Origin of the sequence: Capnocytophaga gingivalis ATCC 33624 (assembly GCF_000174755.1) — a bacterium.
GTDB lineage: Bacteria > Bacteroidota > Bacteroidia > Flavobacteriales > Flavobacteriaceae > Capnocytophaga > Capnocytophaga gingivalis.
The window spans coordinates 120,856-144,744 of sequence record NZ_ACLQ01000010.1 but is presented as its reverse complement, the minus strand read 5'-3'; the positions used below and the strand labels follow the sequence as shown (position 1 = coordinate 144,744).

The window sequence follows — 23,889 nt, the reverse complement described above, 5'->3', positions numbered from 1 at the left end:
ATTTACTTTTTCTTTCCTTTAGCTGGTGCTGCAGCTGCTTGTCCTGGTTTAGGGCGTTTGGCTCCATACTTAGAGCGTCTTTGGGTTCTTCCATTTACCCCAGCAGTATCCAGTGCACCACGTACGATGTGGTAACGTACCCCTGGTAAATCTTTTACTCTTCCGCCTCTTACCAATACTATCGAGTGCTCTTGGAGGTTGTGTCCTTCTCCTGGGATGTAAGCGTTCACCTCATTCCCATTGGTCAAACGCACACGCGCTACTTTACGCATAGCTGAGTTTGGTTTCTTAGGAGTAGTGGTGTACACACGTGTACATACGCCACGACGTTGAGGACATGAATCCAAAGCAGCCGATTTACTCTTCTTGGCTATTTTAGCTCTTCCTTTTCGTACTAATTGTGAAATTGTTGGCATTTATAAAATATTTTTTTAAGCGAGGGCAAAGGTACAAACTTTTTCCTAATTAACAAAACGCAATTCGCTAATTTTCAATATTTTTTTATTAACAATGTGATTTTGACTGCTTTTTCTCCTGTATATACTTACAAATAATTGATTTTTAGTTTGTTACTTATTCTTATTTCCATACTTCTAAAGACCTATATTTTTTAGAAAAGTTATTAACACCCCTTTTTAAAATGAGAAATAAGGAGAAATTCATTCCCTTTTTTGAATTTACTGAACAATGATTATTCTTCACTTTTGAACTCTATTTTATGAGAGAAAATTTTTTGGAGAGCAGGTAATCGTATTTCATTTGCTTAATTCGTATACAATGAATAGTGGTATAGAATATCTAATAATCTCTCAAAAAAAGCTAGTATGTGCTATACTATATAATCGTTATTCTTTTTTAAATTCCAAAAAAATAATACGTTAGGAAGGGGTACTACAAATACCTCTCCTACAGAGTTCCATGACAAATACCCAAAAGATATGTCCTAACATTTCTGAGAGATTCTCATCAAAAGGTATCTGGGATAGGGGAGGAACTAAACTAATAAGGGGCATTACTATATAAAAGCACCTATCCCCAAGGCCTTGGGTAGGTTGCGCTCATTGGCTGCTGTCATCTTAAAAATATATTTATCCATAACTTAGAATATAAGTTTGATAATTATTTTTTGATTCGTACCACCATAGCTGTATTACTTCCTCCAAATCCAGAAGCTGTTTTGAGAAAATGAGTCACTACAGCCTCTTGTGTTTGTTCTATGACATGAATAGGCTGGGACACACCCAAGGTGGTGTATCCTTTGCTCTGCAAGAGTTTTCGTCTTTTGGAAAGAGCGATAGTCAGTAGCGTTTCCAAGAGTCCTGAAGCCCCTAAGGTATGCCCAAAATAGCCTTTGTAGCTATTGATAGGCACTCCCAATAAGCCTGCTCGGGAGAAGGCAATGGCTTCCATCTCATCATTATAGAGGGTGCCTGTACCATGAGCATTGATCAGTTGTAACTGCTCAGGGGTAATCCCTGCTTGTGCCAAAGCCTTGCATACACTCAGGTATAGCCCTTCTCCCGTTCTTGAGGGACCTGAGATATGGTTAGCATCATTGATAGAACTACTCCCCAAGATCTGTGCAGAAGCTCCTACAGACTCCATGGAGAGAAAAGCGGCAGCGGCAGCCTCGCCAAGAGTAATTCCATCACGTGCCTTGTCATAAGGGCGGCAAGGCTTGGGGCTGACAGCTTGGAAGGACTGAAAACCCGAGAGGACAAAGGAGGAAATCTCATCTGCGGCCACTACAAGGGCATTGTCATACTGTCCACTCTCGAGCAACCTATCCGCTACCGAAAGAGCCATGACCCCCGATACACAGGCATTGGACACCACTATGGGTTCTGAGCGTATCCCTAAAAGACCTGCTATACTTTTGGCCAAGCGTGTCAAGTAGGGGAGATGTTCCCTATCCATCTGGCTGTTGAGCTGGGATATATTTCCCTTGGTCGTGGAGAGGATAAAAGCCGTATTCTCTGTAATGCGTATCGTAGGCAACAGAGGTACCACCGCCAAAAGAAGCATCTTCTCCAAAAAAGAAAGCTGCTCAGTAGCACTGATATAGGGAAAAGAATCCTCTATAGTGTCCATGGAGATTTTCGAGAGATATATATCCGAAAAGTTCTCATAATGAGGGTAAAACTGTATGCCTACCTGCCCCTGCAAAAGAGCTTCTACATTTTCACGTACTGTAATCCCTAAGGGAGTTACGCAATTATAGGAATGAATATATGCCACCTTTTATTTTTTAGTTTTATGACCTATTTTTTTACCTGATACATACCATTCTTCAAAACTCAATATATCACCTTCTCCTGCTATATATACAGTATCCATTTTCCATTGGAGTGCTATTGTATCTCCTTTTCGGAAAGGAATTTCTTCATCATAGTAAATAATCCCGACAGTATCCTTTTCTTTAGAAACTAAGAAAAAGAAATAATCATAATCTGTAATATTTTCTAAAAAAACAACTGTATCCTTGTATATTTTCCCTATTTCAAGTACTTGATCTCTTCGTAAATTACTACTTCTATTGAATTTCCCTATATTTTCAAGAACTTCAGTTATTTTTCCATTGTCTATAATTATTTTCCATCGTATAACTACATATTTTCCTTCTGAATAGTCCAAGTCCATATAGGTCATACTTTCAGCTTTTACAGGAAAACTTGTTTCTTTTCCATTCTTTTCAACCGTTAAAGTAGTAGGAGTGATTTTTTTAATCAAAACAACATCATTGTAATAGTGATCAAGGCTTAGTTCTTTATCAGGTAACAATTGACTTCTGAAATTTTTTACCAAAAGAGTTGTATCTATAGAAGAATTTATTTGTTCTTCCATAGTTACACTATTTGTATTAGGATTGTTTTCCCCACAAGAGAATAGTAAAAAGAATAAGAGAATACTATAATTTTTCATATTTCCTTAGCTCTACATATTCTATAGAAGTGAGTTCTATATTTCGCTCTCTAAAGGCATTATAAATATTCTTGATAAGATCGGACTTGATGATATACATATTCTGTGGTTCAAAGGTTACCGCATTGATCTCATAGGTAGCATTAAGTTCATTGAGGGAGATATGGTATATATAAGGAGTTATCTTATCTGTTACGCCCTTGGTAGCCTGTGCAGCGGCAATAAGAGTCGCATCGACCTCCTCCAAGCGAGCATCATAGCGTACTTTCACTTGGGTAGTGACCACCAATCCATTGGTACGTCCCATAGAAGAAAAATTCATCGTGGAAGAAGAAAGTATCATAGAATTAGGTACGGTAACCTCTTCATTATTAATAGTTTTTAGGCGAGTAACTAAGCTATCTTTATGTATAACCATTCCTATATAATCGCCTACCTTAATCCAATCATTCTCCCGAAAGGCACGCATATAGGTAATGAATATCCCCGCCATTCCATTAGATATAGTAGAGGAGGAACCCAGGGAAATAAGTAGCCCCAAGAAAATAGATACTCCCTGAAAAGCGGATGATCCTGATCCTGGAAGGTAAGGAAATATTACTATAAAAATAAAACACAAGAAGAGTATCCTAACCATTTTATAAGTAGGCTTTGCCCATTCCTTATAGAATCCTTTTATCTTGAGTGCTCCTCGCTCTATCTCATAGAGAAAGTATCGCATAAGGTTCAGCACCAAGCGAGCTATCAGCGCTATAATTCCTATAATAACTAAGTTAGGCAAATAATTCACTATGGCATTGCCTACTTGACTTAGTGGATCCAAAATAAGATTTAGTAACCTCTCTGCCCAGAGCTGAGTAGAGGGGAATAACTTCAGCGCCACAGATATACTTAAGAATATAACAATGAAAAAGATAATAAGCTTTACTAGAAAAAGAATACGAGTAAGAATATAGTTTATTTTCTCCTTATTCAATATCTGGTAATTTTTTACTTTTATCCCATTCTCAAATAATCTTTTTTTAAGAATTTGTTTTTCTAGTTTTCTAAAAAGGAAATTTAATAGACAGAAGAAAGTCGCAATAGCTATAACTAGCAATACCAATTCTCCTATGCGCATGAGTTTTTTCTGCATACTATGCTCATCCCTATAATGAGTCACTGCCCTAAGAATATCCCTTTGAAGAGATTTTGCCAATTCTTCTTGAGAGAGGTGTGCCATGATAGCATCTTCCTCACTTACTGCTTGTATCCATTCCCCTTGGTAGGTGATCATCAGTAGGTTATCATGAGATTGTATTTTGAGAGAATCTTGCTTAAAAGTGGGGAATTTTACTAATTTTTGTAGTTTTTTTTCTGTATATTCGGATCGCTCCAAAGGTGAATTGAGTCCTAAACTTGTATACACAGTATAGAGCGTATCCTTTTCCAGACACACAGGAGCTCCATTGGCTTTGGAGTAGATACGCTTGATTTCTTCCTGACGCTGTTTTTTATAGAGAGAATCCTTAGAAGTATCCACATGCTTGGTATCCAAAAGTAATAAGGCTTGTAGCTCTTGGCTTAGCACATTCACCTTTAGCGAATCTTGACTGCGCTGTACTTTTAGCTCCCTTACTTGGCGCTGGAGTAACTGTAACAAACTGTCCTGTGCTTGCCCAAAAAGAGCAGCTACAGAGAAAAAATTACTTAGCAGCAATAACAACCGGATGTTCATAATGGATTTATTTGGAAGGCAAAGTTACGAAATAATAGCTAATTATCAATAAATAATAATTATTTTTTCACTATTAATCTTAATAAAGATGAGTATAGGACATAAAAAAATTGCCTCTTGCGAGGCAATTCCTTTTTTAACCAATAAATTCCAATATTATGAAACAGTGCAAAGGTACGATTTTTCCCTGAATACACTATATTTTTAACCAATGTTTAACTTTTAATTACAAGTAGTTGATAATATACTGATTCCCTTATCAGTTTTGAAATTGCTGGCTCTTCTAAGTTCAGTAAGTTGTACTATTTCTACTTGTACACAATTGAGGTTCGTATTGCCTCGAATATCGAGCTTGTCTGTCAGCCTTGGAGCACGAGATATATCGAGCTTAACGAGCTTGTTACCACTTAGGTTCAGCTCTTCCAAGGTACTATTCCTAATAGTAGCAGTTTCTATCTTGTTATTAGAGAGATCTGCTTTTTTCAGGGTGAGCATTTTTTCCAATCCTTCCAAGGAGGTGATATTCTTATCCGCAGCCATAAGTGTCTCAATTTGGGCTAATTCACTATCCTGCATGATACCATCATTATTTCTATCATACCCTGCAGTGAGAAGATAATCCTTTAGGGTAAGGGTAGCTTGTCGGGTATTAGTATCAGTGTTGATCTTGTCATAATACTTATTAATCACCGTATTCTCTACCTTTGATTTATCACAACTTGCCAAGGATACCATGGCTACAGCCATTACAAATATTCTTTTCATAAGACTCTAATTTTTTTGTTAGTTATTTCACGGGGCAAAGTAACTTATTTTTTTTGAAAAAATAATAAGATTTAACATTTAATTTGTTGTTAATAGTTTTAGCTTGGTAATAGGGAGTATAGAAAAGAATCCAAATTCACCCTTCTATGTAGGGAAATCAAGCAAGTACTGACAACTGTAGGTAGGGTAGGGGATAGGTATTGAACCTTAATCATAGAAAATTGAGTATTATAAACATGTTTGTTTATTTCTTTTAGGAAAATACTCATTATCAAGTGCTCTAAAAAAGTGAGTTTTGTTGATAAATTTACAATAGAAAATAAGAAAAAATTTGCCCATTTTCTTTTTCCGTATATACAAGCTACACAAGGAAAAAAACAAATTTATTTACTAAGAGTTATCAACCTTTTATAAGGTGGTTTGGTGAATTTTTTAGAGACTTTTTTATAGAAAATAAAAACTGATAACAACTTTCCACTTTTAGTGAATAACCTCGGTAATAGACTATAAATCATTATATTATAATACCATTGATACGTTAATAACTGGTGATAAACTTCTATATCTATACCTACGACATTTTTCCTATTATTTTTTTATCTAAATTCACCCCGTATCATCATCATCATTTTTTTTTATTTAAAAAAAGATTTTATTTTTATGTATATTGTGTTTGTGGAAAAATCGAAAAAAAAATTTTTATTTTTAAATTCTTTGTACCTTTGCGCCATAATGGAAAGAAGAGGAGTAATTTGAAAAATATGATCAAATGAAAATTTCAAATAGAAAAATAATTATAGCCCTATGTACATTGATTCCATTTGTATTTTTATCGTGTGCAAAAATATATCATAGAGATTTATGTAAGGGATTTATCAATGAAAAATCGTTTGTATTAGGAGAATCTACGATTAAAGATATTCAAAAAAGATTCGATGCTTACAAAGATTTAGAAATTTTCCCCAATAATGATAGCCTTTATACTACTAAGGTTGAAGAAAAAGACGGTTTTATAAAGATATTATCTCAAAAAAGATTTCTATTTTAAGGATAGTTTACTTCAGAAAGTCAAATTGGTGGTAAGTACAAGTTGCTGTTGGAATAATGATTTCAAAGAAAATGATTTTGCAGAGAAAAAAGATGAAATTTTCAGAGCGTATGACAAGTATATTTCTACTATAAAATCAAAAAATTCTAAATCAAAATGCTTTAATTTTCAAAGTATTGATACGACAATATTTCATAAAACCACCTTATTTAAGTGGGAAAAATAAAACCAGAAAAAATCCATCGACTATATTGTAAATCAAAGTAAGGTACGCAGTGGGGTGCTATTGAAAAAAAGACAAATCAGAAATAGAAGAAATTATAAAACCATAAAAGGACTTAAATAAATGTTCAAAATACAACACTCAAAATAACTTATATGAGTAGGAAAAAAATTAAGCAAAAAAAGAAAAAGAACAAGGATTTTAGCAGAGATATTCTTGTGATCCTTCAGAAAAATAGCAATAAGAGTTTTACTTGGAAACAGATTGCTGAGAAGCTCAAGGCGACCTCTACCGAGATGCGTAATGATATCATTGCTTCCTTGACAAAGCTTGTAAAACAGTCTCATATTCAGGAAACTACACAAGGAAACTACCAAGCACAGGAATCTACTTATTACCACAAAGGGGTGGTGGATATGGCCTCCAATGGCAATGCTTATGTGGTTTGTGAGGATTTGGAACAAGATGTATTTGTTCCTAACAACTTGCTTAACAAGGCTCTACATGGTGATGTAGTGGAAGTATACGTATTCCCACGGCGTCGAGAGAAACTCGAAGGGGAAATCACCCAGATCATAGAGCGTAAGCGTACTACCTTTGTAGGGGTGGTACAGATGCAGAAGAATTTTGCTTTTGTAGTGCCTACCGATAGGAGAATGTATACAGATATTTTTGTACCTAAGACTGATTGTAATGGTGCTGAAGATGGGGATAAGGTCTTGGTACGTATTACTCAGTGGACATCGCGTGCCAATTCTCCCTATGGAGTGATAGAGAAGATTCTTGGCAAGCCTGGGGAACATGATACAGAGATACATGCCATCTTGGCCGAATATGGACTTCCTCATGAGTTTCCTAAGGAAGTAGAAGAATATGCACAGGGCTTGGATACTTCTATCAAGGAGGAAGAGATTGCCAAGCGTAGAGACATGCGAGAAGTGCTTACTTTTACCATTGACCCACGTGATGCTAAGGATTTTGACGATGCACTTTCCTTCCAAGTGCTTGAGAATGGTAACTTTGAGATAGGGGTACATATAGCTGATGTCTCTCACTATGTACAGCCCAATACGATTTTGGACGACGAGGCTTACCAGCGTGCCACTTCGGTATATTTAGTGGATAGGGTAGTGCCTATGCTTCCTGAGGTGCTATCTAACTTTGCTTGCTCACTGCGCCCTGAAGAAGAGAAATACACCTTCTCGGCAATCTTCGAACTCTCTCCGAAGGCAGAAATTCGCAATACTTGGCTGGGTCGTACAGTGATTCGCTCCGATGCACGCTTTGCTTATGAGGAGGCACAGGCAGTGATTGAGGCTTTTGATACCCCTTATATGGAGGTGCTGACGGATTTTGTGATGCCTCAGGAGATTTCCATTCGTCCTGAAGGGAGCTATACTGTTTCAAAAGAGATAGTAGAGGCTATTCTTTCGCTGAATGCCTTGGCTGAAATTCTCCGTGAGAAGCGCATGAGAGCAGGAGCTATTTCCTTTGATAAGGTGGAGGTGAAATTCCTTTTAGATGAAAATAATAATCCTTTGGGAGTATATACTAAGGAGAGTAAGGAAGCTAATAAGCTTATAGAGGAGTTTATGCTATTGGCCAATCGCAAGGTAGCCGAGTATGCCTCTAAGCTCCAAAAAACATTCGTCTACCGTATTCACGATGTCCCCGATGAGGAAAAACTCCTACAGATGCAGGGGATCATCTCTCGCTTTGGTTACCGCCTGAACCTCAAGGATAAGAAGAATATTTCCCACTCTATCAATCACTTGTTGGAAGAAGTACACGGCAAGAAGGAACAGAATTTGGTAGATACTTTGGCGATCCGCTCTATGAGTAAGGCAGCGTATTCTACTCATAATATTGGACATTATGGTTTGGCTTTTGACGATTATACTCACTTTACTTCGCCTATTCGCCGCTATCCGGATGTGATGGTACATCGCTTGCTGCAGCGATATTTAGATAAAGAAGCCTCGGCAAATGAGGCTGAGTATGAAGAGAAATGTAAACATTCGTCTCAGATGGAGAACTTGGCTACTTCTGCCGAGAGGGACTCTATCAAGTATATGCAGATCAAGTATATGGAGGATCACAAGGATCAGGAGTTCTTAGGAGTGATTTCAGGAGTGACCGAGTTTGGTATCTATGTGGAAATTATAGAAAATAAGTGTGAGGGGATGATACGTGCTCGTGATATCAAAGACGATTACTATGTATTCGACGAGAAAGCCTATGCACTGATAGGGGAGGTGAGTAAGAAGCACTATACCTTGGGCGATGAGGTATGGATACGTGTAAAGAATACAGACCTTATCAAGCGGCACTTGGATTTTGAGTTAGTAAAATAATTTTCCATTTTTGAGAAATCAAAAGAGGCTGTCCGAAAAGGATAGCCTCTTTTTGAATACTTTACAGTTATTTTTATTCTATAGTAATAGTGTATTTAGGATCAATATTGGTGCGCTCATCAAAGACGAAATCTATATAGCCTGCATCATCTTTTTTCCCACTAAGTTCTTGCTTAACACGTCCTACCTCTTGCATTTGTTTGTCAAATGCTTTTACAGTTATGGTGCCTGTAAAATCTTCTTCAAAGATGAAATATATTGAGATTTTGTTATCATTCCCAGACAAGGTTTCTATTTTGTGTCCTCCAAGCTTAATTCCTTTTTTGCTAAGGTTTTCTGAGAGTTTTATGGAGGAATTTCCAGCCTTATCCAATCCTTCTCCTACTCCATCGGCAAAGCTACGAGTACTTCCTCCAAGAATTTCTCCTGCTTTGGTAGCTGTCTTATTAGCTACTTCTTCAGTAGTATTGGCAATAGTACTTCCCAGATTACACGCTGAAAGAATAAGTACACTTACTGCTAAAATAACTTTTTTCATAATAGTTCTTTTAAATTGGTGCAAATATACGAAAATAATTGATTTATCAATAGTTTTTGGTATTTATTTTTCTGAATTAGACGCTGACAAACCCTTTGTTACTGCTTTACTACTTTTGAGATTCCCGATACGGTAACTTCATTGGCAGCATTTCCTTTGTACTGGACGGTAAGGATACCACTGATGCTACCTTTGAGTGTGTCCTCTACCCATAGGCGCATAGTTCCTATGCCACTTACTTCTTTGAAGAATACATTTTCTACTCTTACGTTTTCGAAATTCAAATCACCATCGCATCCTTCTATTTCTAAGTTTCCAACCTTTCCACTGAAAGCAATGTCTTTGACCCCTAGGCTGTACAAAGTACAGTTTTTGGACTGTAAGGAAACGGAACCTTTTCTTGCCAATTCTATTTTCAACTGTAGGTCATCTACACGGAGGGGGAGGTTTAGGTTGCTGACATACTCCATCTCGATAGCTGCCTTTTTCAGTTTGAGTTCTTTCTCACAACTTATATTACCAGCCATTTTAAAGTGTATTTTTTGGACTTCTTCAGGCACTGGTAGGCTTATGTTTATTTTTCCTGTAGTAATGAAAACAACCCCACCTTCTGTTTCTATATTCAGCTTGAGAGTATCTTTCTCCACCCTTGCTTTGATGATAGGGTGTATAGCATCATCAGCCTCTATCTGGATCTGGCGATCTCGGCTATTTCTTAGGGTGATATCGAAATGACTTTCGTCTATAAAAATATTCTTATAGTGACCCACTTCTACGGTTTTTACGCTTCTTTTTCCAGAAGGTTCATACACAGTTTGCCCATACATAGTTATCCCAACAAGGAATGCTATGAGGAAAAATAATTTTCTTTTCATAAAAAATGTTTTTAAATAATCTGGACAAAGATACGAAAAATATTGACATCTGGCTTATTTTTCCACTATTGATTTTATTTATTGAATTATTCAGACATATTATTTCTTTCTATAATAAAAAAATTAATTTTTTTCATTTTATTTGGAAAAAATGTTGTACATTCGTACCGATATAAATCATAATTTTGAAAAAATATGGAACGTAATTATTTTTTACTCTTATCCGTACTATTAGGAGTTTCTATGTTTGCGCAGGAGAAAGATTCTCTTGAGATGAAAAAAAAGTTACCTGATACAGAAGAAAATAGAAATGTTATGCTCAATGCATCGTCCAATTCTGGTCCTCGTGAGGTGAATATAGGGCTTCCTTCTTCTGTAGGTGGAATAACTGTTTTAGAAAATGATCTTCCTGTAGTGTATCATTTTTGGCCTGAGCTTCCTATACGGACTTGGCGTCCCTCACAGAGTTTAGATATGAAAGGGCTTATTTCTGTTAGTGAATCCACTCTCACTATTGCTGACTTTGGTTATGCGGTGAATTCCTATACTAAGACTGGGGGAGAGAAGACCCAGCTGGTAGGTACCCTCAAGGGCAATCACCATGGCTACTATTTAGGTGATGTAAACCTTAACGGTCGCTTTGGACAAAGCAATTGGTATTATGCTTTAGGCGCCTTAGTCACTGGAGATCCAGGAGAGGCTAAACACAAGGGCAGTAGACTTATTGATGATACTCAGATATTCAGAGGCGTATTGACCTACCGATTTGGTGAGAAAGATGAAATTAACTTAGCTTATAAGTATTCTCGCTCTAAGATGATAGGACATTACGCCCCTTTTATATATCATACTAATGGAGTAGTAAAGGAGTATGATGGCATAGGTATAGGTACAGATTCTTATATGATCACTGATGGTTATCTGAACTTCAAGAATGTACTTACAGGAGAGCCTTATAGAGCGGATTTTACAGGAAGTGATTCTAAACTTTGGTCAAGTTCTCATACATTTGACCTTTTTGGTAAGCATGATTTGGGTAATGACTGGTTACTAAGACACTCTACTCGCTTTCATGTAGCTAAGTCTTCGGCCTTATTACCTTTGTTGATAGGAGCAGAGAAGCGAGGTAATAATTCTTATACTTACTTAGATGGTACACCTTATACGGGTGAATATGTACAACGTATGCTTGCTATTCTTTCTCCACAGACTCCCACTACTACTCTGATGACACGCTTGTGGGCAGAGAAGAGAACAGAAAGACACAATTGGCGATTGGGTGTGTTAGGACAATACTACAATGTAGATGCCTATCACCAAGATCGCTCTTTTCTTTTTCATTCTGTAGAGAAACAACCTCGTATCTTACGAAAAAGTAGCACTACTGATCCTTTCTTTAATTACAATATTGGAGGAGAATATCATAACGGATATGAAACAAAAATTACCGCTTATGTCTCTGATAGTTGGAATGTAGCCCATTGGCTTGATTTCTCCTATGGAGCTAATTTCCAATACCAGAAGCTCGAAGGAGATTATAGTCTTCAGCCACGTGGAGCCGATGTAGTGCTCAACCAACCTTTTACTACCTTCAATCATGATTGGTATCACTTCAATGGAGACCTAAGGGCGGTAGTTAAGCTCAATGACCAATTTGGTTTTTTGGCTAATTTTACTTATCAAGAAAAGCATGGCTATTTGGAAGATTATTCAGGAGCTTATACTCCTGACTTTGCTAAGACTAAAACTCCTTTCTTAGCAGCAGGAATCTATTATAATAATAAGTGGTTGAGCTTGGTATCCCAAGTATCCACTCTTACACGTAATAACTATAAGACACGCTTGAGTATTTCTGATCCAGTAACCCGACGTCCGGAAGTGGTTTCTGCTCATTATGACATTCAGACAAAGGGATGGACTACCGACATGTTACTAAAACCTTTTCCTAATTTCCAATTGCATTACCTTCTCACTCTACAGAATCCAGAATATAGTAATTACAGCTGGGTGAATCCTTTCAATACTGCTGAGACTATTAGCTATAATGGTAATGTAGTGACAGGAATTTCTAAAATGCTGATGGAAATAGATCCTTCTTATACCATCAAAAAGTTCCGTTTTGGTCTTAACCTACGTTACTTTAGCAAACAATACGTGAGTCTTACTAATCAATTTTTCATAGAACCTCGTTGGGAATCTTTCTTTTCTTCTTCTTACGAGATTAACAAATATCTGAATTTTGGTTTCAATGTAGTGAATATTTTCAATCAAACAGGTGCTTCTACTAGTATTGCGGATTCTGAGTTTCCCTATGCCAATATCAATGATGCAGATGGTCGCTTAGTGACAGGTTCTTATATACGTCCGCTTACTTTTGAGTTCCAATTGAATTTTAAATTTTAGTCATTTTATGAAAGCAAAAAATATTCTTTTACCCTTAAGTTTTTTGGTGGGACTAAGCACCCTCGCGCAAGAAGCTGATATCAAGTACGTAACTAACAAAAAAGGAGCTACCTTGGGTTATAGTACTACCTCAGGAGTGAAGATACTTACCATAGGAGGTAAGAGCTTCAAAGACCTGAACAAAAACGGAAAGTTAGACAAGTATGAGGACTGGCGCTTACCTGTAGATGAGCGTGCCAAAGACCTTGCCAAACAAATGAGCATAGAGGAAATAGCAGGACTTATGCTCTACAGTAACCACCAAGCCTTGCCTGCCCCTCCTGATGGTTACCGCAAGAGTACCTACGGAGGTAAGCCTTTTGCCGAGAGTGGAGCCAAACCCTCCGACCTTACCGACCAACAGAAAACCTTCTTAGATCGTGACCATGTACGCCACGTACTGATTACTACGGTTTCCTCGCCTAAGGATGCAGCTATATGGAGCAATAACCTACAACGTACTAGTGAGAGCCTACCACTAGGTATTCCTGTAAATATCTCTTCCGACCCACGCCATACCACCTTGGTAACTGCAGAATACAATGCAGGAGCAGGAGGAAATATCTCCCTTTGGCCTGATGGATTGGCCATGTCCGCCACCTTTGATCCTTCTATCGTACAGAAGTTTGGTGAAATCGCTGCCAAGGAATACCGTGCTATGGGTATTACCACAGCTCTTTCCCCTCAGATAGACTTGGGTACAGAACCTCGCTGGAATCGTATGGTCTTCACTTTTGGAGAATCTCCAGAACTGACTACTGATATGGCACGTGCCTATGTAGATGGTTTCCAAACCTCCACAGGGAAGGCTGAAATCAAGGACGGATGGGGTTACGAGAGTGTCAATGCTATGAGCAAACATTTCCCTGGTGGAGGCGCTGGAGAGGGCGGTCGTGATGCACACTTCGCCTATGGTAAATATGCTGTATACCCAGGTAAAAACTTCGAGATGCACCAAAAACCCTTCGTAGAAGGTGCCTTTAAGCTTCATGAAAAGACCAAATCCGCTTCTGCGGTAATGCCTTACTATACTATTTCTTACAACCAAGATACCAAAAACCATGAAAATGTAGGTAATGGCTTTAGCAAATATATAGTCACTGACCTATTGCGCAACAAATATGGCTTTGATGGGGTAGTATGTACCGACTGGCTGATTATCGCTAAAGAACCAGGTACTCCAGGGGGCTTTGCTGGTAAGCCTTGGGGGGTAGAGGATTTGGATTTGCCACAGCTCCACTACAAGGCTTTGGAAGCAGGCGTAGACCAATTCGGAGGTAACAATATGGTGGCTCCTGTGGTAGAAGCCTATAAGATAGGGGTAAAAGAGCATGGAGAAGCTTATATGCGCAAGCGCTTGGAACAATCAGCGGTACGCCTATTGCGCAACATCTTCCGCTTGGGTCTGTTTGAAAATCCTTACCTTAACCCTGAAGAATCTGCTAAGATAGTGGGTAATCCTCAGTTCATGAAAGCAGGTTACGATGCTCAACTCAAGTCTATTATCATGCTCAAGAACAAAGGGCAAGTATTGCCTATTGACAAGAAGAAAACCGTCTATATCCCTAAAGTGTATAACGAACCTCAACGTAACTGGTGGGGTGTATATACCGAAGGCAACATCTCTTATCCAGTAAATATAGAGAACGTGAAAAAGTATTTCAATGTAATGGATGACCCCAATAAGGCTGACCTTGCCATTGTATTTGTTAAGAGTCCTACCCAAAACCACCCAGGATACAATGACGAACTCTTCAAGGCAGGAGAGAATGGATATATACCAATCTCCCTACAATACAATACTTACACTGCTGAATATGCTCGTGAGCACAGTATAGCTGCTGGTGACAAAGTGATTGCTCCACAAGTTACCGATCGTAGCTATAAGGGAAAGACAGCCAATGCCTCCAATATCACTGACCTATACAATATCTTGGAGACCAAGGAAAAGATGAAAGGCAAACCAGTGATTGTATCTATTACTGCCTCTCGTCCTATGGTATTCCACGAGTTTGAACCTATGGTAGAGGGTATACTGCTTAACTTTGGTACTTCCGAACAAGCACTTTTGGAAATCCTCTCTGGGAAAGTAGAACCTTCTGGCTTGCTTCCTACTCAGATGCCTGCCAATATGAAGACGGTAGAACAGCAGTTTGAAGATGTACCTTTCGATATGCAGTGTCATAAAGATACCGAAGGCAATGTATATGACTTTGGCTTTGGTCTTAACTGGAAAGGTGTTATCAAGGATGCTCGTACTGCCAAATATATAAAACATAGAAAATAGTTTTCACTTTTAAATTTTGTAAAAATACAGCAAGTTATTTTTTGGCTTGCTGTATTTTTTGTACTTTTGTCAGCCGAAAAGAAATATATCATATGCCGACTATTTTATCTATAGAGACTTCGGGTAAGAATTGTTCTATAGCATTATTTACTGATCATCATTTAGTACAACTAATAGAGGAGCGTACAGAACAATTTTCTCATTCAGAACATTTGCATGTATTCATAGAACACATACTCGAGGAAACACACACCCAGCCTAAAGATATTAAGGCTGTAGCTATCAGTATGGGGCCGGGTTCTTATACAGGATTGCGTATAGGTACAGCTACTGCTAAGGGACTCTGCTATGGTTGGGGTATCCCTCTTATAGCCTTGCCTACCTTGCGTATCTTGGCCGAGCAGGTAACCTATGAATTTGCAGATATTGAATATATTATTCCCATGATAGATGCTCGCAGGATGGAGGTTTTTACTGCTGTATATAATCGTGATTTTTCTCCTATACTGAAGGAACGTTCAGAAATTCTTACAGAAAGTACATTTGACACCTACCTTAACAAAGGAAAAACCATTTTTTTAGGAGATGGAATCACTAAGTTCCAAGCTATTTGTAAGCATGAGAATGCTTATTTTTTAGAGAATAAATTCCCTTCTGCTAAACAAATGGGTCGCTTAGCCTTAGAGAAATATCAAGCGCAAGCCTTTGAAGATATAGCTTATTTTGAACCTTTTTATCTCAAGGAGTTTTACTTTAATAAATAATAGATTGTTTCACGTGGAACTTTTATAAAGTAAAAATATAAAAGTGTTTCACGTGGAACAAATTTTACAATTGATTATTAGAAAATAAATATACTATATAAATCAATAGTCTTAGCCAGTGTTAAGGTAGAGATGCAATCTATTTTATCTTGTGATTATGTCTTATGATTGTAATTATGATTACATCATTAAAGAATTACTTACTGGGTTTGTAGAAAAATTATTGCTATCATAGAATAGTAAAATATATTTACCTAATAATCTATGAAAACATACAATAGTTCAATTTTCATAGCCATAAAAATTTGATTATTGATTTTAAAGTATTATTTTTCCATTATTTCTAATTGTGATGAATATTTATATTTAAAATAAAAAATAATTAAAATTTGATAGGTTTGTAGAGGTGATTTTTTGAATTTGTTTTTTTAAAATACTTATATGTCAGAGAAAATACGTTGTACTTGGTGCAAGGATGATTCACTCTATATAGCTTATCATGATATGGAGTGGGGGAGACTTATCACTAAGGACACCCTTCTTTTTGAGTTTCTCATATTAGAGAGTTTTCAGGCAGGGCTGAGTTGGATTACTATTTTGAGAAAACGTGAGGCTTTTCGTGAGGCTTTTGATAATTTTCTAATAGAGCAGATTGCTAATTATTCTCAAGAGAAGATAAGCGCACTTCTTACGAATGAGAAGATAGTACGCAATCGCTTAAAGATACAAGCGGCGGTAACCAACGCACAGGCATTTATAAGAATACAAAAGGAATTTGGAAGTTTTGTTAGCTATCTTAATACATTTATTCCTACTCCTATTGATAATCATCCTGAGTCACTTTCGGATATTCCTACTCACTCTTTCCTTTCAGATAGCTTGAGTAAAGACTTGAAAAAGCGTGGATTTAAGTTTGTCGGAACTACTATTGTCTATTCTTTTCTACAGGCTACAGGGTATATCAATGATCACGTTAGTAATTGTTGGGTGAGAAAAGAATTAAATGTTCCACGTGAAACAAATTAAAATAAGGAATAGAAGGTAAAGATAATAGTGGGTACTATGCTAATGAGAGAGTCTTTGGTGTGTCATGGTAAGAATACAATTTATTGTGTCTTATAGTTAATCATATTTTAGATTGCGAATAGATAGAATAGGAGATTAATTCTTTATTTGCTCTTTTCAAGAGACTGTCCGAAAAGTCTTGTTTTTCGAGAGTGAATTGTATTACATACTCCGCTTGTTCGGGGACTTTGTCCTACACCTGCTCACGGTAATTTTTCGCAAACCATTTCTGTTTGACCATGATTTGTTATGATTATGAATCTTGTTACTTTTTGCATAGGATTAATAATAAAAATTGCTACTAAAAACATAAAAAATCATTTAAACATATAAATTTTAAACGATTTCTATATTGAATAAATATTTATATTAAAAGAAAAAGAAAGTAGAAATTTGACACGTTTCTGAAAGTGAAATTTTTAACAAATGTAGAAATTTTGGTGTAACAAATGATTTTGAATATAAAAAATATTTTTCATTTTTCATTTTTTCACTTTTTACTTTATTCAAGGTTTCACGTGGAACAAAAACTTAAAATTCAAAATTCAAAATTCAAAACTTTAATGAATATAATAGACTATAGTGTAAGTAAGGAAGAATTTTTCTTGGAGTATGACCCAGTGTATAAGCTCTATCGTACAACTCCTGTGCCCCAAGAGCTGGGAAGGTATTACCAAAGTGATGCCTATATATCCCATACTGATGGGAAAAAGGGTCTTTTCGAAAAGCTTTACCAATGGGTGAAAACCTATACGCTACAGCAGAAAATAAAACTCATAGAGCGCTATGTGCCCCAAGGAAAACTCTTGGATATAGGTGCAGGTACAGGCGATTTCCTAAGGGTGGCAGCACAGCGAGGATGGAGTGTAAGCGGGGTAGAACCTGAAAAAAAAGCTCGCGATAGGGCAGAGGAGAAGGGAATCCTTCTGAAGGAAGATAAAACCCATATCACGGATACCTATCAAGTAATTACTCTTTGGCATGTGCTGGAACATGTTCCTAACCTACAAGAGCAGATTGCTTTTCTCAAAGACCATTTGACCAAGGGAGGATTGCTTGTGATTGCCGTGCCTAACTATAGGAGTAGGGATGCCCAACACTATGGGAAATACTGGGCTGCCTATGATGTACCCCGACACTTATGGCACTTCTCCCAAGAGAGTATTCGATTGCTTTTCACTGAAAAAGGTTTCCAACTCATAGGAGTCAAGCCCATGCCTTTTGATGCTTTCTATGTGAGCCTACTTTCCGAAAAGTACAAAACAGGGAGTATGAACTTCCTTAAGGGAGGTTATCAGGGACTTCTATCGAACCTCTCTGCACTGAAAACAGGAGAATATTCGTCCCTTATTTACCTGTTAAAATTGCATGAATAAAATAAGATAATAGGATACTTATCCTACTTTTTATAAGGGTAAACGTTAAATATTCATTCTGTTCCTATTTGTTTTGTTAAAAATGAAGATAATTGATATTTTCTTTCGTACTTTTGTGCCTACATTTTGAAAAAGTATAGTTATGAATAAAATTATCTTAGGTGTAGCACTAATGTTAAGTCTTGCTTCTTGTCAGCAAGGACAGAAAATTGCTTTTGTAGATAATAGCAAGCTCTTGGATGATTATCAAGAAAAAAAGGACTTAGAGGCGCTTCTCAAGGGAAAAATTGACAAATACCAACACAAGCGTGATAGTATTTCTCAGGCTTTCCAAGTGAAGGCTCAGGCTTTCGAAGCACAAGCAAAAACCTTGGCTCCTGCTGTAGCTCAGCAAAAGTATAGCGAACTGGCTCACGAAAGTCAGCTATTGCAACAACAACTCATGGCTGAAGAACAAGCAATCCAAGAGGAAAGCCGTACCAAAATGGATACACTACTGAAGAAAGTAAAGAACTTCATCAAAGAATATGGAAAGCAACATAGTTATGACTTTATTCTTGGTGCTAATGACGGAGGTAGTGTACACTATGGAAAAGCTGATAAAGATATTACAGCCGATATAGTAAAGGCTCTGAACGAGAAAAAGTAAAAAATTGTTACTTGTTTGTTTAAATTTTATTGGTTATTGATTGAAAAGTGTTTCTTCTGTACAAGGAGAGACACTTTTTCTATAGGAAAGCCTCTTTTACTGCTGCTAAAGCATTGGGGAAAACTCCATTGAGTAGTAGAAAAATTCCAAAAATAACTAAGAAGATATGGATACCCTGCTTTATTTTATGGATATTGGTAGGAGTGAGCTTGTGGCGAAGCCGCTTAGCGATGAGTATTTTTACAATATCTGTGAGCAAATAGGTCAGTAGTATAGTGCCTAAAAAGACCAGTACTTTTGTTGTGGTAGTACCTGCACTCGAGGAGAAAGTAGCAATGGTAGCTACCCAATAGAAAAAAACCCCTACATTGATGATATTCAAGAAAAATCCTTTGTAGAAAAAAGTAAAATAATTTCCTTCCTTGATCTCCACTATACGTGTCTGTGGAGGGTGTAGGCGATAGTCCTTGCGCTCTTTGAAAAAAGAAAATAACCCATATATGATGATGAGAATTCCTCCATATACGAATAGGTTGGGGTTATTCTTTATATAATCCGAGAGCTTACTTGTACCCCAATAGGCCAAGAGAATAAAAAAAATATCCCCAGAAATAGCTCCAAAATCAAAGGCTAAAGCCGAACGAATCCCCTTGGTAATACTCGTCTCTATCAGGATAAAAAATACAGGGCCTATGGTAAAAGCAAGCATAACTCCTAAGGATATGGCTACAAAAATACTCTCTATCATCTTTTGGTATAAAGGGCAAATGTACTAAAAAAATAGTAATTACAAAAGAACTTTTTATTCTATATCCACTGTGGGGTTATATTTTTGAACAATATCTCTCAGATAAGGATAGACTATTTCAGTCATGGTGGTGATAAACCATCGGGAAGATTTTATCAAGATAGTTCTATTTCCTCTTCTGGAGTTCCAAAAACGAATCTTTTTTATTTGTTTAGGGTCGAGTTCGCGAAGTGTAAAGAAAGTGAAAAAATATACCTTTTCTTTGCATAGTATGAAAAAAGGAAAATATTTCCTGAGCCAGAGCAAGTCCTTTTGTACTTTTAGGAGATAGGCAAAATCTTCCTTGCTCATTTCTTCCAATAACAAATGTTGGGCTTTGGCATGTCGCTTCACTACGTAGCTCAGCAGGTAGTATATCATAAGGAAAAGGGAAAGAGGAATCATCAGTAAAGTGAGCTGCTCAGGGACACTAAAATTGACTCCTTCCTTGGAGATTGCTACAAAGAATATAACAAAAGGGAGGACAATGAAAACACTTAGGAATATTCCCAGTCCTATACAAATGTATCGCTTGTATTTCTCTACTTTTTCCATATAGGTGCTGCGCTCCCTCTCCAAAGCATGATAGGGAATGTAGTGGGCTACACGCTCTTCGAAAGCATTCTTGCGAACAGCGACAAAGTACAACAAAACTCCCATAGACAGATAGGGGAGGGAAGAGACTATCAGAATAAGAATATCAGGGTTCATGGTTATCTGTATTTTTGAAAGTACTCATGAATGAGTTTCTCTAATTCTTCAAAAGAGATTTCGAGTTCGCTATCGTTTAGATAAATACCTGTAAAGTCTTTTCTCATACCCTTGAGCTGATTTACATATTTTTCAGGGTGTTTGAGTTTGATATGGATGTGTTGTCCATAATAATTTACTTTTCCTATAGAAGCTATTTCACTCCAAGGGATTTCACCTACCCTTTTACCCAGAGGAGTTGCATTGCTTTTGAGGTAGTCGGGGGTGAGGATAACACCTTCGTTCTTTTTGTTCGAGCGCCATAATTCTTGTATGTGTTTATAAAAAAGATAAGTTCCCGCTATAAAAAGGACTATAAAAAGCATTAGATAGAATAAGTTTATGCTATCAGCTGATAGGATAAAGAAAATAATAGCAGCAATACCAAGCATTACAAGGATATATAAGCCTAGGAGTTTGACCATTTTCTTTTTGCTAAATGGGATAATGATAGTGTTATTCATTTTTTTGTATTTAGTTAATAATTAAAATTCCTGATTTGTATATTGTTGAATAATTTGCAAGAAATGAGGGAGTACTTTTTTAGGTAGGGTAAATATTATTTTTTCAGGAGCTTTGAATTCTATAAAAATACCATTTCTACGATAGCTCCAATCTAGATCCGTTATTTGGGTAGGGTCAATTTCTTTGATAGCAAAGAAAATAAAAATGTACAACTTATCGTTGCAAAGCACAAATGGCGGATTATATTTGCTTGTGAATGACAAACTATCTTTAGCCTTGAGAAGGAGCTCGAAATCATCATCGCTCATTTGTTCTAAAAGCATATGTTGGGCTTTTTCGTTGCGCTTTATTACATAGAAGAGAAGGTAATGCAGTAACAAAATAGGTACATAGACAGATAGTAAGGTCATTTTTGTATCATCATAGATTGATAATATATTGAGTATTCCTGTTTTCTCATATTCTTCTTTGAGCAATATTGCTATAAAAACACATAGAGGGAGGTATAAAATCACTAAGAGTATGATATGTGCGTACTTGCTATATTTGCGTACTTGCTGCCTATAGGCTTCCCGCTTTTGTGAGAGGTGGCGAGTAGGGCTAAAGAGAGCTAAGCGCTCTTCAAAAGCATTTTTGCGCACTACTGTAAAGTACAAAAAGACGAGGCTGAAAAGAAATAAAGGAGCAAAACAGATAATATAAAGTGAGTCCATACTTATTTATTTTTTTGGTCTGTTAATAAATTGAGTTTTGTATATTGTTCTACAATTTGCAAAAAGATATCCAATGCACTTTTAGATATACTAAGGACGGTAACTTTAGCTTTAGGGTCTTTAATACGTACTATAAACCTATGTCTATTACTATACCATTTTACTGAGGTGATTTGAGTAGGGTCAATTTCTTTAATTGTATGGAAAAGAAAAATATATAAGTGATTGTTACACAACACAAATGGTGGGTCATATTTGTAAGGAAAAGATAAATTGTCTCTTAATTTGAGGAGCAGTTCGAAATCGGTATCACTCATTTGTTCTAAAAGCATGCGTTTGGCTTTTCTACTGCGTTTCTGCATATAAAAAATGATATAATAGCACACGAAAAGAGGCAGCAAAGTGGCTAATATTAACATCAAGTTCTCATCAGAAAATGAGGTATTAGCTTCGCTTATTTCTTGATAGTTTTCTTTGAACAATGCATAGACTAAAATGAAGAAAGGCAGTAAAAACAGGGCGAACATTATATTATTATATTTACTAACCTTCTGCATATAGGCTTCACGTTTTTGTGGTAGCTGGCGGTAAGGATAAAAAATAGCAAGGCGTTTTTCAAAATCATTTTTGCGCATTACTACAAAGTAGAAAAGCGCAAAGAGAAAAAGAAATAAGGGTACGAACCAGATCATGTAAATTATGTCCATAGTTACTATAATTTGAGTTTTGAGTATTGTTCAATGATTTGCAAGAAATAAGAGAATCCTCCTCTAGGTAGGCCAAGGGTTATTCTTTGAGGAGCTTTGAGTTGTACAAAAATACTATCTTTACCACGACTCCAGTTTACTTCGGTTACTTTGGCAGGGTCAATTTCCTTGATGGTAAAAAAAGAAAAAACATACAACTGATGGTTACATAATACAAAGGGTGGACTATATTTGCTTGTGAATGACAAACTATCTTTTACCCTGAGGAGGAGCTCAAAATCATCATCGCTCATTTGTTCTAAAAACATACGCAGGGCTTTCTCTTTGCGTTTTTTTAGGTAAATGATCAGGTAATGTGCCAAGAAAAGAACTAGTAAGATCATGATCATATTATTAGAGATTGGTATAACTAGTTTGCCTGTTTCCTCATATTTTTCTTTGATTATCAAGGTTATAAAAAAACACAGAGGGAGGTAGAATATTATTAAGAGAATAGCATTGAAATACTTGTGGTAGTTGTGCACCTTCTGCATATAGGCTTGGCGCTTCTGTGAGAGTTGGCGAGTGGGGCTAAAGAGTGCTAATCGCTTTTCAAAAGCATTTTTGCGCACTACTATCAAGTAGAAAAAGAGTAGTTCGAAAAGCAATAAAGGCAGAAAGTATGTGAAGGAAAGTGAGTCCATAGTTTATTAACAATATTGTTCTAGCTTTCTATTTGAGCGTCAGGACTGTATCTCTTGATAATCTCCACCAAAATAGGATATATATTCCTATACAGGGAAATTGTTGTAGATGTTGCAGATTTGATATGTACAATCATATTTTGTCCTTTAGCATAACTAAAGCTTACTTTTTTTATACTTGCAGGATCAATTTCTTTTATTACAAAACTAAAAAAATACAATCTATCTTTACAAAGTATAAAAGGAGGAAAATATTTAAAGAGATATGTATTTTTTTGTATATCTAGCAATAGCTCAAAGTCACTATCACTCATCTGTTCTAAGAGTAGTCGCTGTTTTTTTATATTTTTCATTAAAAAACGATACATTAGATAGGCGCACAAGCATTCTATTAGTATTATGAAAATTATAAAAAGAAAGATAATAAGACTATTGCTCACATCTTGAGATAATAGAGAGACAAACATAATCATCAATGGGAAACTCACAAATAAACCTATAATTATGCTTGCTTTTTTGGTATATCGTTCTGCCCCATTAATATATTCTTGTCGTTGGCTAGAAAGTAATCGAGGAGTATGGTAGGTTAAGCGTTTTTCGAAATCACCTTTTCGATTTATAAAGGTGTATAATACAAAAATAACTATAAGTATAGGTACTATAAGTAAAATCATTGAGGTATTCATAGTTGTAATTCATTTAAATTTTCTGACATATAATTAGGGGTTAATTTTTAAATTCTAAAAACTAACCCCTGAA

Annotated in this window: 23 protein-coding genes; 8 read left to right on the top strand and 15 right to left on the bottom strand. The window is 36.5% G+C overall.

Going from position 1 to position 23,889, the window contains the following annotated elements:
* Positions 1–2 precede the first annotated feature (2 nt).
* From rpsL to CAPGI0001_RS03295, 6 genes are all read right to left on the bottom strand, one after another.
* Positions 3–416: a 30S ribosomal protein S12 gene (gene rpsL, locus CAPGI0001_RS03315; protein ID WP_002666477.1), complete on the bottom strand. Its 414-nt coding sequence runs from the start codon at positions 414–416 to the stop codon at positions 3–5.
* A gap of 462 nt (positions 417–878) precedes the next feature.
* A complete protein-coding gene (locus tag CAPGI0001_RS12710; protein ID WP_002666604.1) occupies positions 879–1,013 on the bottom strand; it encodes a DUF1440 domain-containing protein in 135 nt (44 codons plus the stop codon).
* A gap of 106 nt (positions 1,014–1,119) precedes the next feature.
* Positions 1,120–2,238: a beta-ketoacyl synthase N-terminal-like domain-containing protein gene (locus tag CAPGI0001_RS03310; protein WP_002666475.1), complete on the bottom strand. Its 1,119-nt coding sequence runs from the start codon at positions 2,236–2,238 to the stop codon at positions 1,120–1,122.
* 3 nt (positions 2,239–2,241) lie between these two features.
* Positions 2,242–2,844, bottom strand: coding sequence for a hypothetical protein (locus CAPGI0001_RS03305; RefSeq protein ID WP_155813425.1), 603 nt, complete (start codon positions 2,842–2,844; stop codon positions 2,242–2,244).
* 64 nt (positions 2,845–2,908) lie between these two features.
* A complete protein-coding gene (locus CAPGI0001_RS03300) occupies positions 2,909–4,639 on the bottom strand; it encodes a mechanosensitive ion channel family protein (RefSeq protein WP_002666739.1) in 1,731 nt (576 codons plus the stop codon).
* A 222-nt stretch (positions 4,640–4,861) separates the two neighbouring features.
* Positions 4,862–5,404 (bottom strand): hypothetical protein, encoded by a 543-nt coding sequence (locus CAPGI0001_RS03295; protein WP_040359511.1) that lies wholly within the window; start codon positions 5,402–5,404, stop codon positions 4,862–4,864.
* A 769-nt stretch (positions 5,405–6,173) separates the two neighbouring features.
* On the opposite strand from CAPGI0001_RS03295, the gene CAPGI0001_RS13315 reads away from it, so the two are divergent.
* A complete protein-coding gene (locus tag CAPGI0001_RS13315; RefSeq protein WP_002666764.1) occupies positions 6,174–6,452 on the top strand; it encodes a hypothetical protein in 279 nt (92 codons plus the stop codon).
* A 378-nt stretch (positions 6,453–6,830) separates the two neighbouring features.
* A complete protein-coding gene (gene rnr, locus CAPGI0001_RS03285; RefSeq protein ID WP_002666563.1) occupies positions 6,831–9,029 on the top strand; it encodes a ribonuclease R in 2,199 nt (732 codons plus the stop codon).
* 73 nt (positions 9,030–9,102) lie between these two features.
* Here the strand turns inward: rnr and CAPGI0001_RS03280 are convergent, their stop codons facing one another.
* Both CAPGI0001_RS03280 and CAPGI0001_RS03275 read right to left on the bottom strand, forming a co-directional pair.
* Positions 9,103–9,567, bottom strand: coding sequence for a hypothetical protein (locus CAPGI0001_RS03280; RefSeq protein ID WP_002666456.1), 465 nt, complete (start codon positions 9,565–9,567; stop codon positions 9,103–9,105).
* A gap of 98 nt (positions 9,568–9,665) precedes the next feature.
* Complete coding sequence (locus tag CAPGI0001_RS03275) at positions 9,666–10,442, bottom strand: GIN domain-containing protein (RefSeq protein ID WP_002666741.1); 777 nt, start codon at positions 10,440–10,442, stop codon at positions 9,666–9,668.
* Positions 10,443–10,637: 195 nt separating this feature from the next.
* Here CAPGI0001_RS03275 and CAPGI0001_RS03270 point away from each other — a divergent pair, with 195 nt between their 5' ends.
* From CAPGI0001_RS03270 to CAPGI0001_RS03245, 6 genes are all read left to right on the top strand, one after another.
* Complete coding sequence (locus CAPGI0001_RS03270; RefSeq protein ID WP_002666692.1) at positions 10,638–12,845, top strand: TonB-dependent receptor; 2,208 nt, start codon at positions 10,638–10,640, stop codon at positions 12,843–12,845.
* 7 nt (positions 12,846–12,852) lie between these two features.
* Complete coding sequence (locus tag CAPGI0001_RS03265) at positions 12,853–15,171, top strand: glycoside hydrolase family 3 protein (protein ID WP_002666526.1); 2,319 nt, start codon at positions 12,853–12,855, stop codon at positions 15,169–15,171.
* Positions 15,172–15,263: 92 nt separating this feature from the next.
* On the top strand, positions 15,264–15,935 hold the full coding sequence (tsaB, locus tag CAPGI0001_RS03260; protein ID WP_002666723.1) for a tRNA (adenosine(37)-N6)-threonylcarbamoyltransferase complex dimerization subunit type 1 TsaB: 672 nt from the start codon (positions 15,264–15,266) through the stop codon (positions 15,933–15,935).
* Between the two features lie 441 nt (positions 15,936–16,376).
* Positions 16,377–16,961: a DNA-3-methyladenine glycosylase I gene (locus CAPGI0001_RS03255; RefSeq protein ID WP_002666672.1), complete on the top strand. Its 585-nt coding sequence runs from the start codon at positions 16,377–16,379 to the stop codon at positions 16,959–16,961.
* A 602-nt stretch (positions 16,962–17,563) separates the two neighbouring features.
* Positions 17,564–18,376 (top strand): class I SAM-dependent methyltransferase, encoded by an 813-nt coding sequence (locus tag CAPGI0001_RS03250; protein ID WP_002666629.1) that lies wholly within the window; start codon positions 17,564–17,566, stop codon positions 18,374–18,376.
* A 142-nt stretch (positions 18,377–18,518) separates the two neighbouring features.
* Complete coding sequence (locus tag CAPGI0001_RS03245) at positions 18,519–19,025, top strand: OmpH/Skp family outer membrane protein (protein WP_002666661.1); 507 nt, start codon at positions 18,519–18,521, stop codon at positions 19,023–19,025.
* Positions 19,026–19,104: 79 nt separating this feature from the next.
* Here the strand turns inward: CAPGI0001_RS03245 and CAPGI0001_RS03240 are convergent, their stop codons facing one another.
* The 7 genes from CAPGI0001_RS03240 to CAPGI0001_RS03210 are packed head-to-tail and all read right to left on the bottom strand — an operon-like array spanning position 19,105 to position 23,816.
* Entirely contained in the window at positions 19,105–19,773 is a 669-nt protein-coding gene (locus CAPGI0001_RS03240; protein ID WP_002666795.1) for a LysE family translocator, read from the bottom strand.
* 54 nt (positions 19,774–19,827) lie between these two features.
* Positions 19,828–20,523: a hypothetical protein gene (locus tag CAPGI0001_RS03235; protein WP_002666924.1), complete on the bottom strand. Its 696-nt coding sequence runs from the start codon at positions 20,521–20,523 to the stop codon at positions 19,828–19,830.
* A gap of 2 nt (positions 20,524–20,525) precedes the next feature.
* Positions 20,526–21,026, bottom strand: coding sequence for an STM3941 family protein (locus CAPGI0001_RS03230; protein ID WP_040359506.1), 501 nt, complete (start codon positions 21,024–21,026; stop codon positions 20,526–20,528).
* Positions 21,027–21,047: 21 nt separating this feature from the next.
* Positions 21,048–21,740, bottom strand: a complete 693-nt coding sequence (locus CAPGI0001_RS03225) for a hypothetical protein (protein WP_002666453.1) — start codon at positions 21,738–21,740, stop codon at positions 21,048–21,050.
* A gap of 2 nt (positions 21,741–21,742) precedes the next feature.
* Positions 21,743–22,447 (bottom strand): hypothetical protein, encoded by a 705-nt coding sequence (locus CAPGI0001_RS03220; RefSeq protein WP_040359504.1) that lies wholly within the window; start codon positions 22,445–22,447, stop codon positions 21,743–21,745.
* Positions 22,448–22,452: 5 nt separating this feature from the next.
* Positions 22,453–23,130, bottom strand: a complete 678-nt coding sequence (locus CAPGI0001_RS03215; protein ID WP_002666666.1) for a hypothetical protein — start codon at positions 23,128–23,130, stop codon at positions 22,453–22,455.
* Positions 23,131–23,150: 20 nt separating this feature from the next.
* Entirely contained in the window at positions 23,151–23,816 is a 666-nt protein-coding gene (locus CAPGI0001_RS03210) for a hypothetical protein (protein ID WP_002666438.1), read from the bottom strand.
* Between the last annotated feature and the right edge of the window lie 73 nt (positions 23,817–23,889).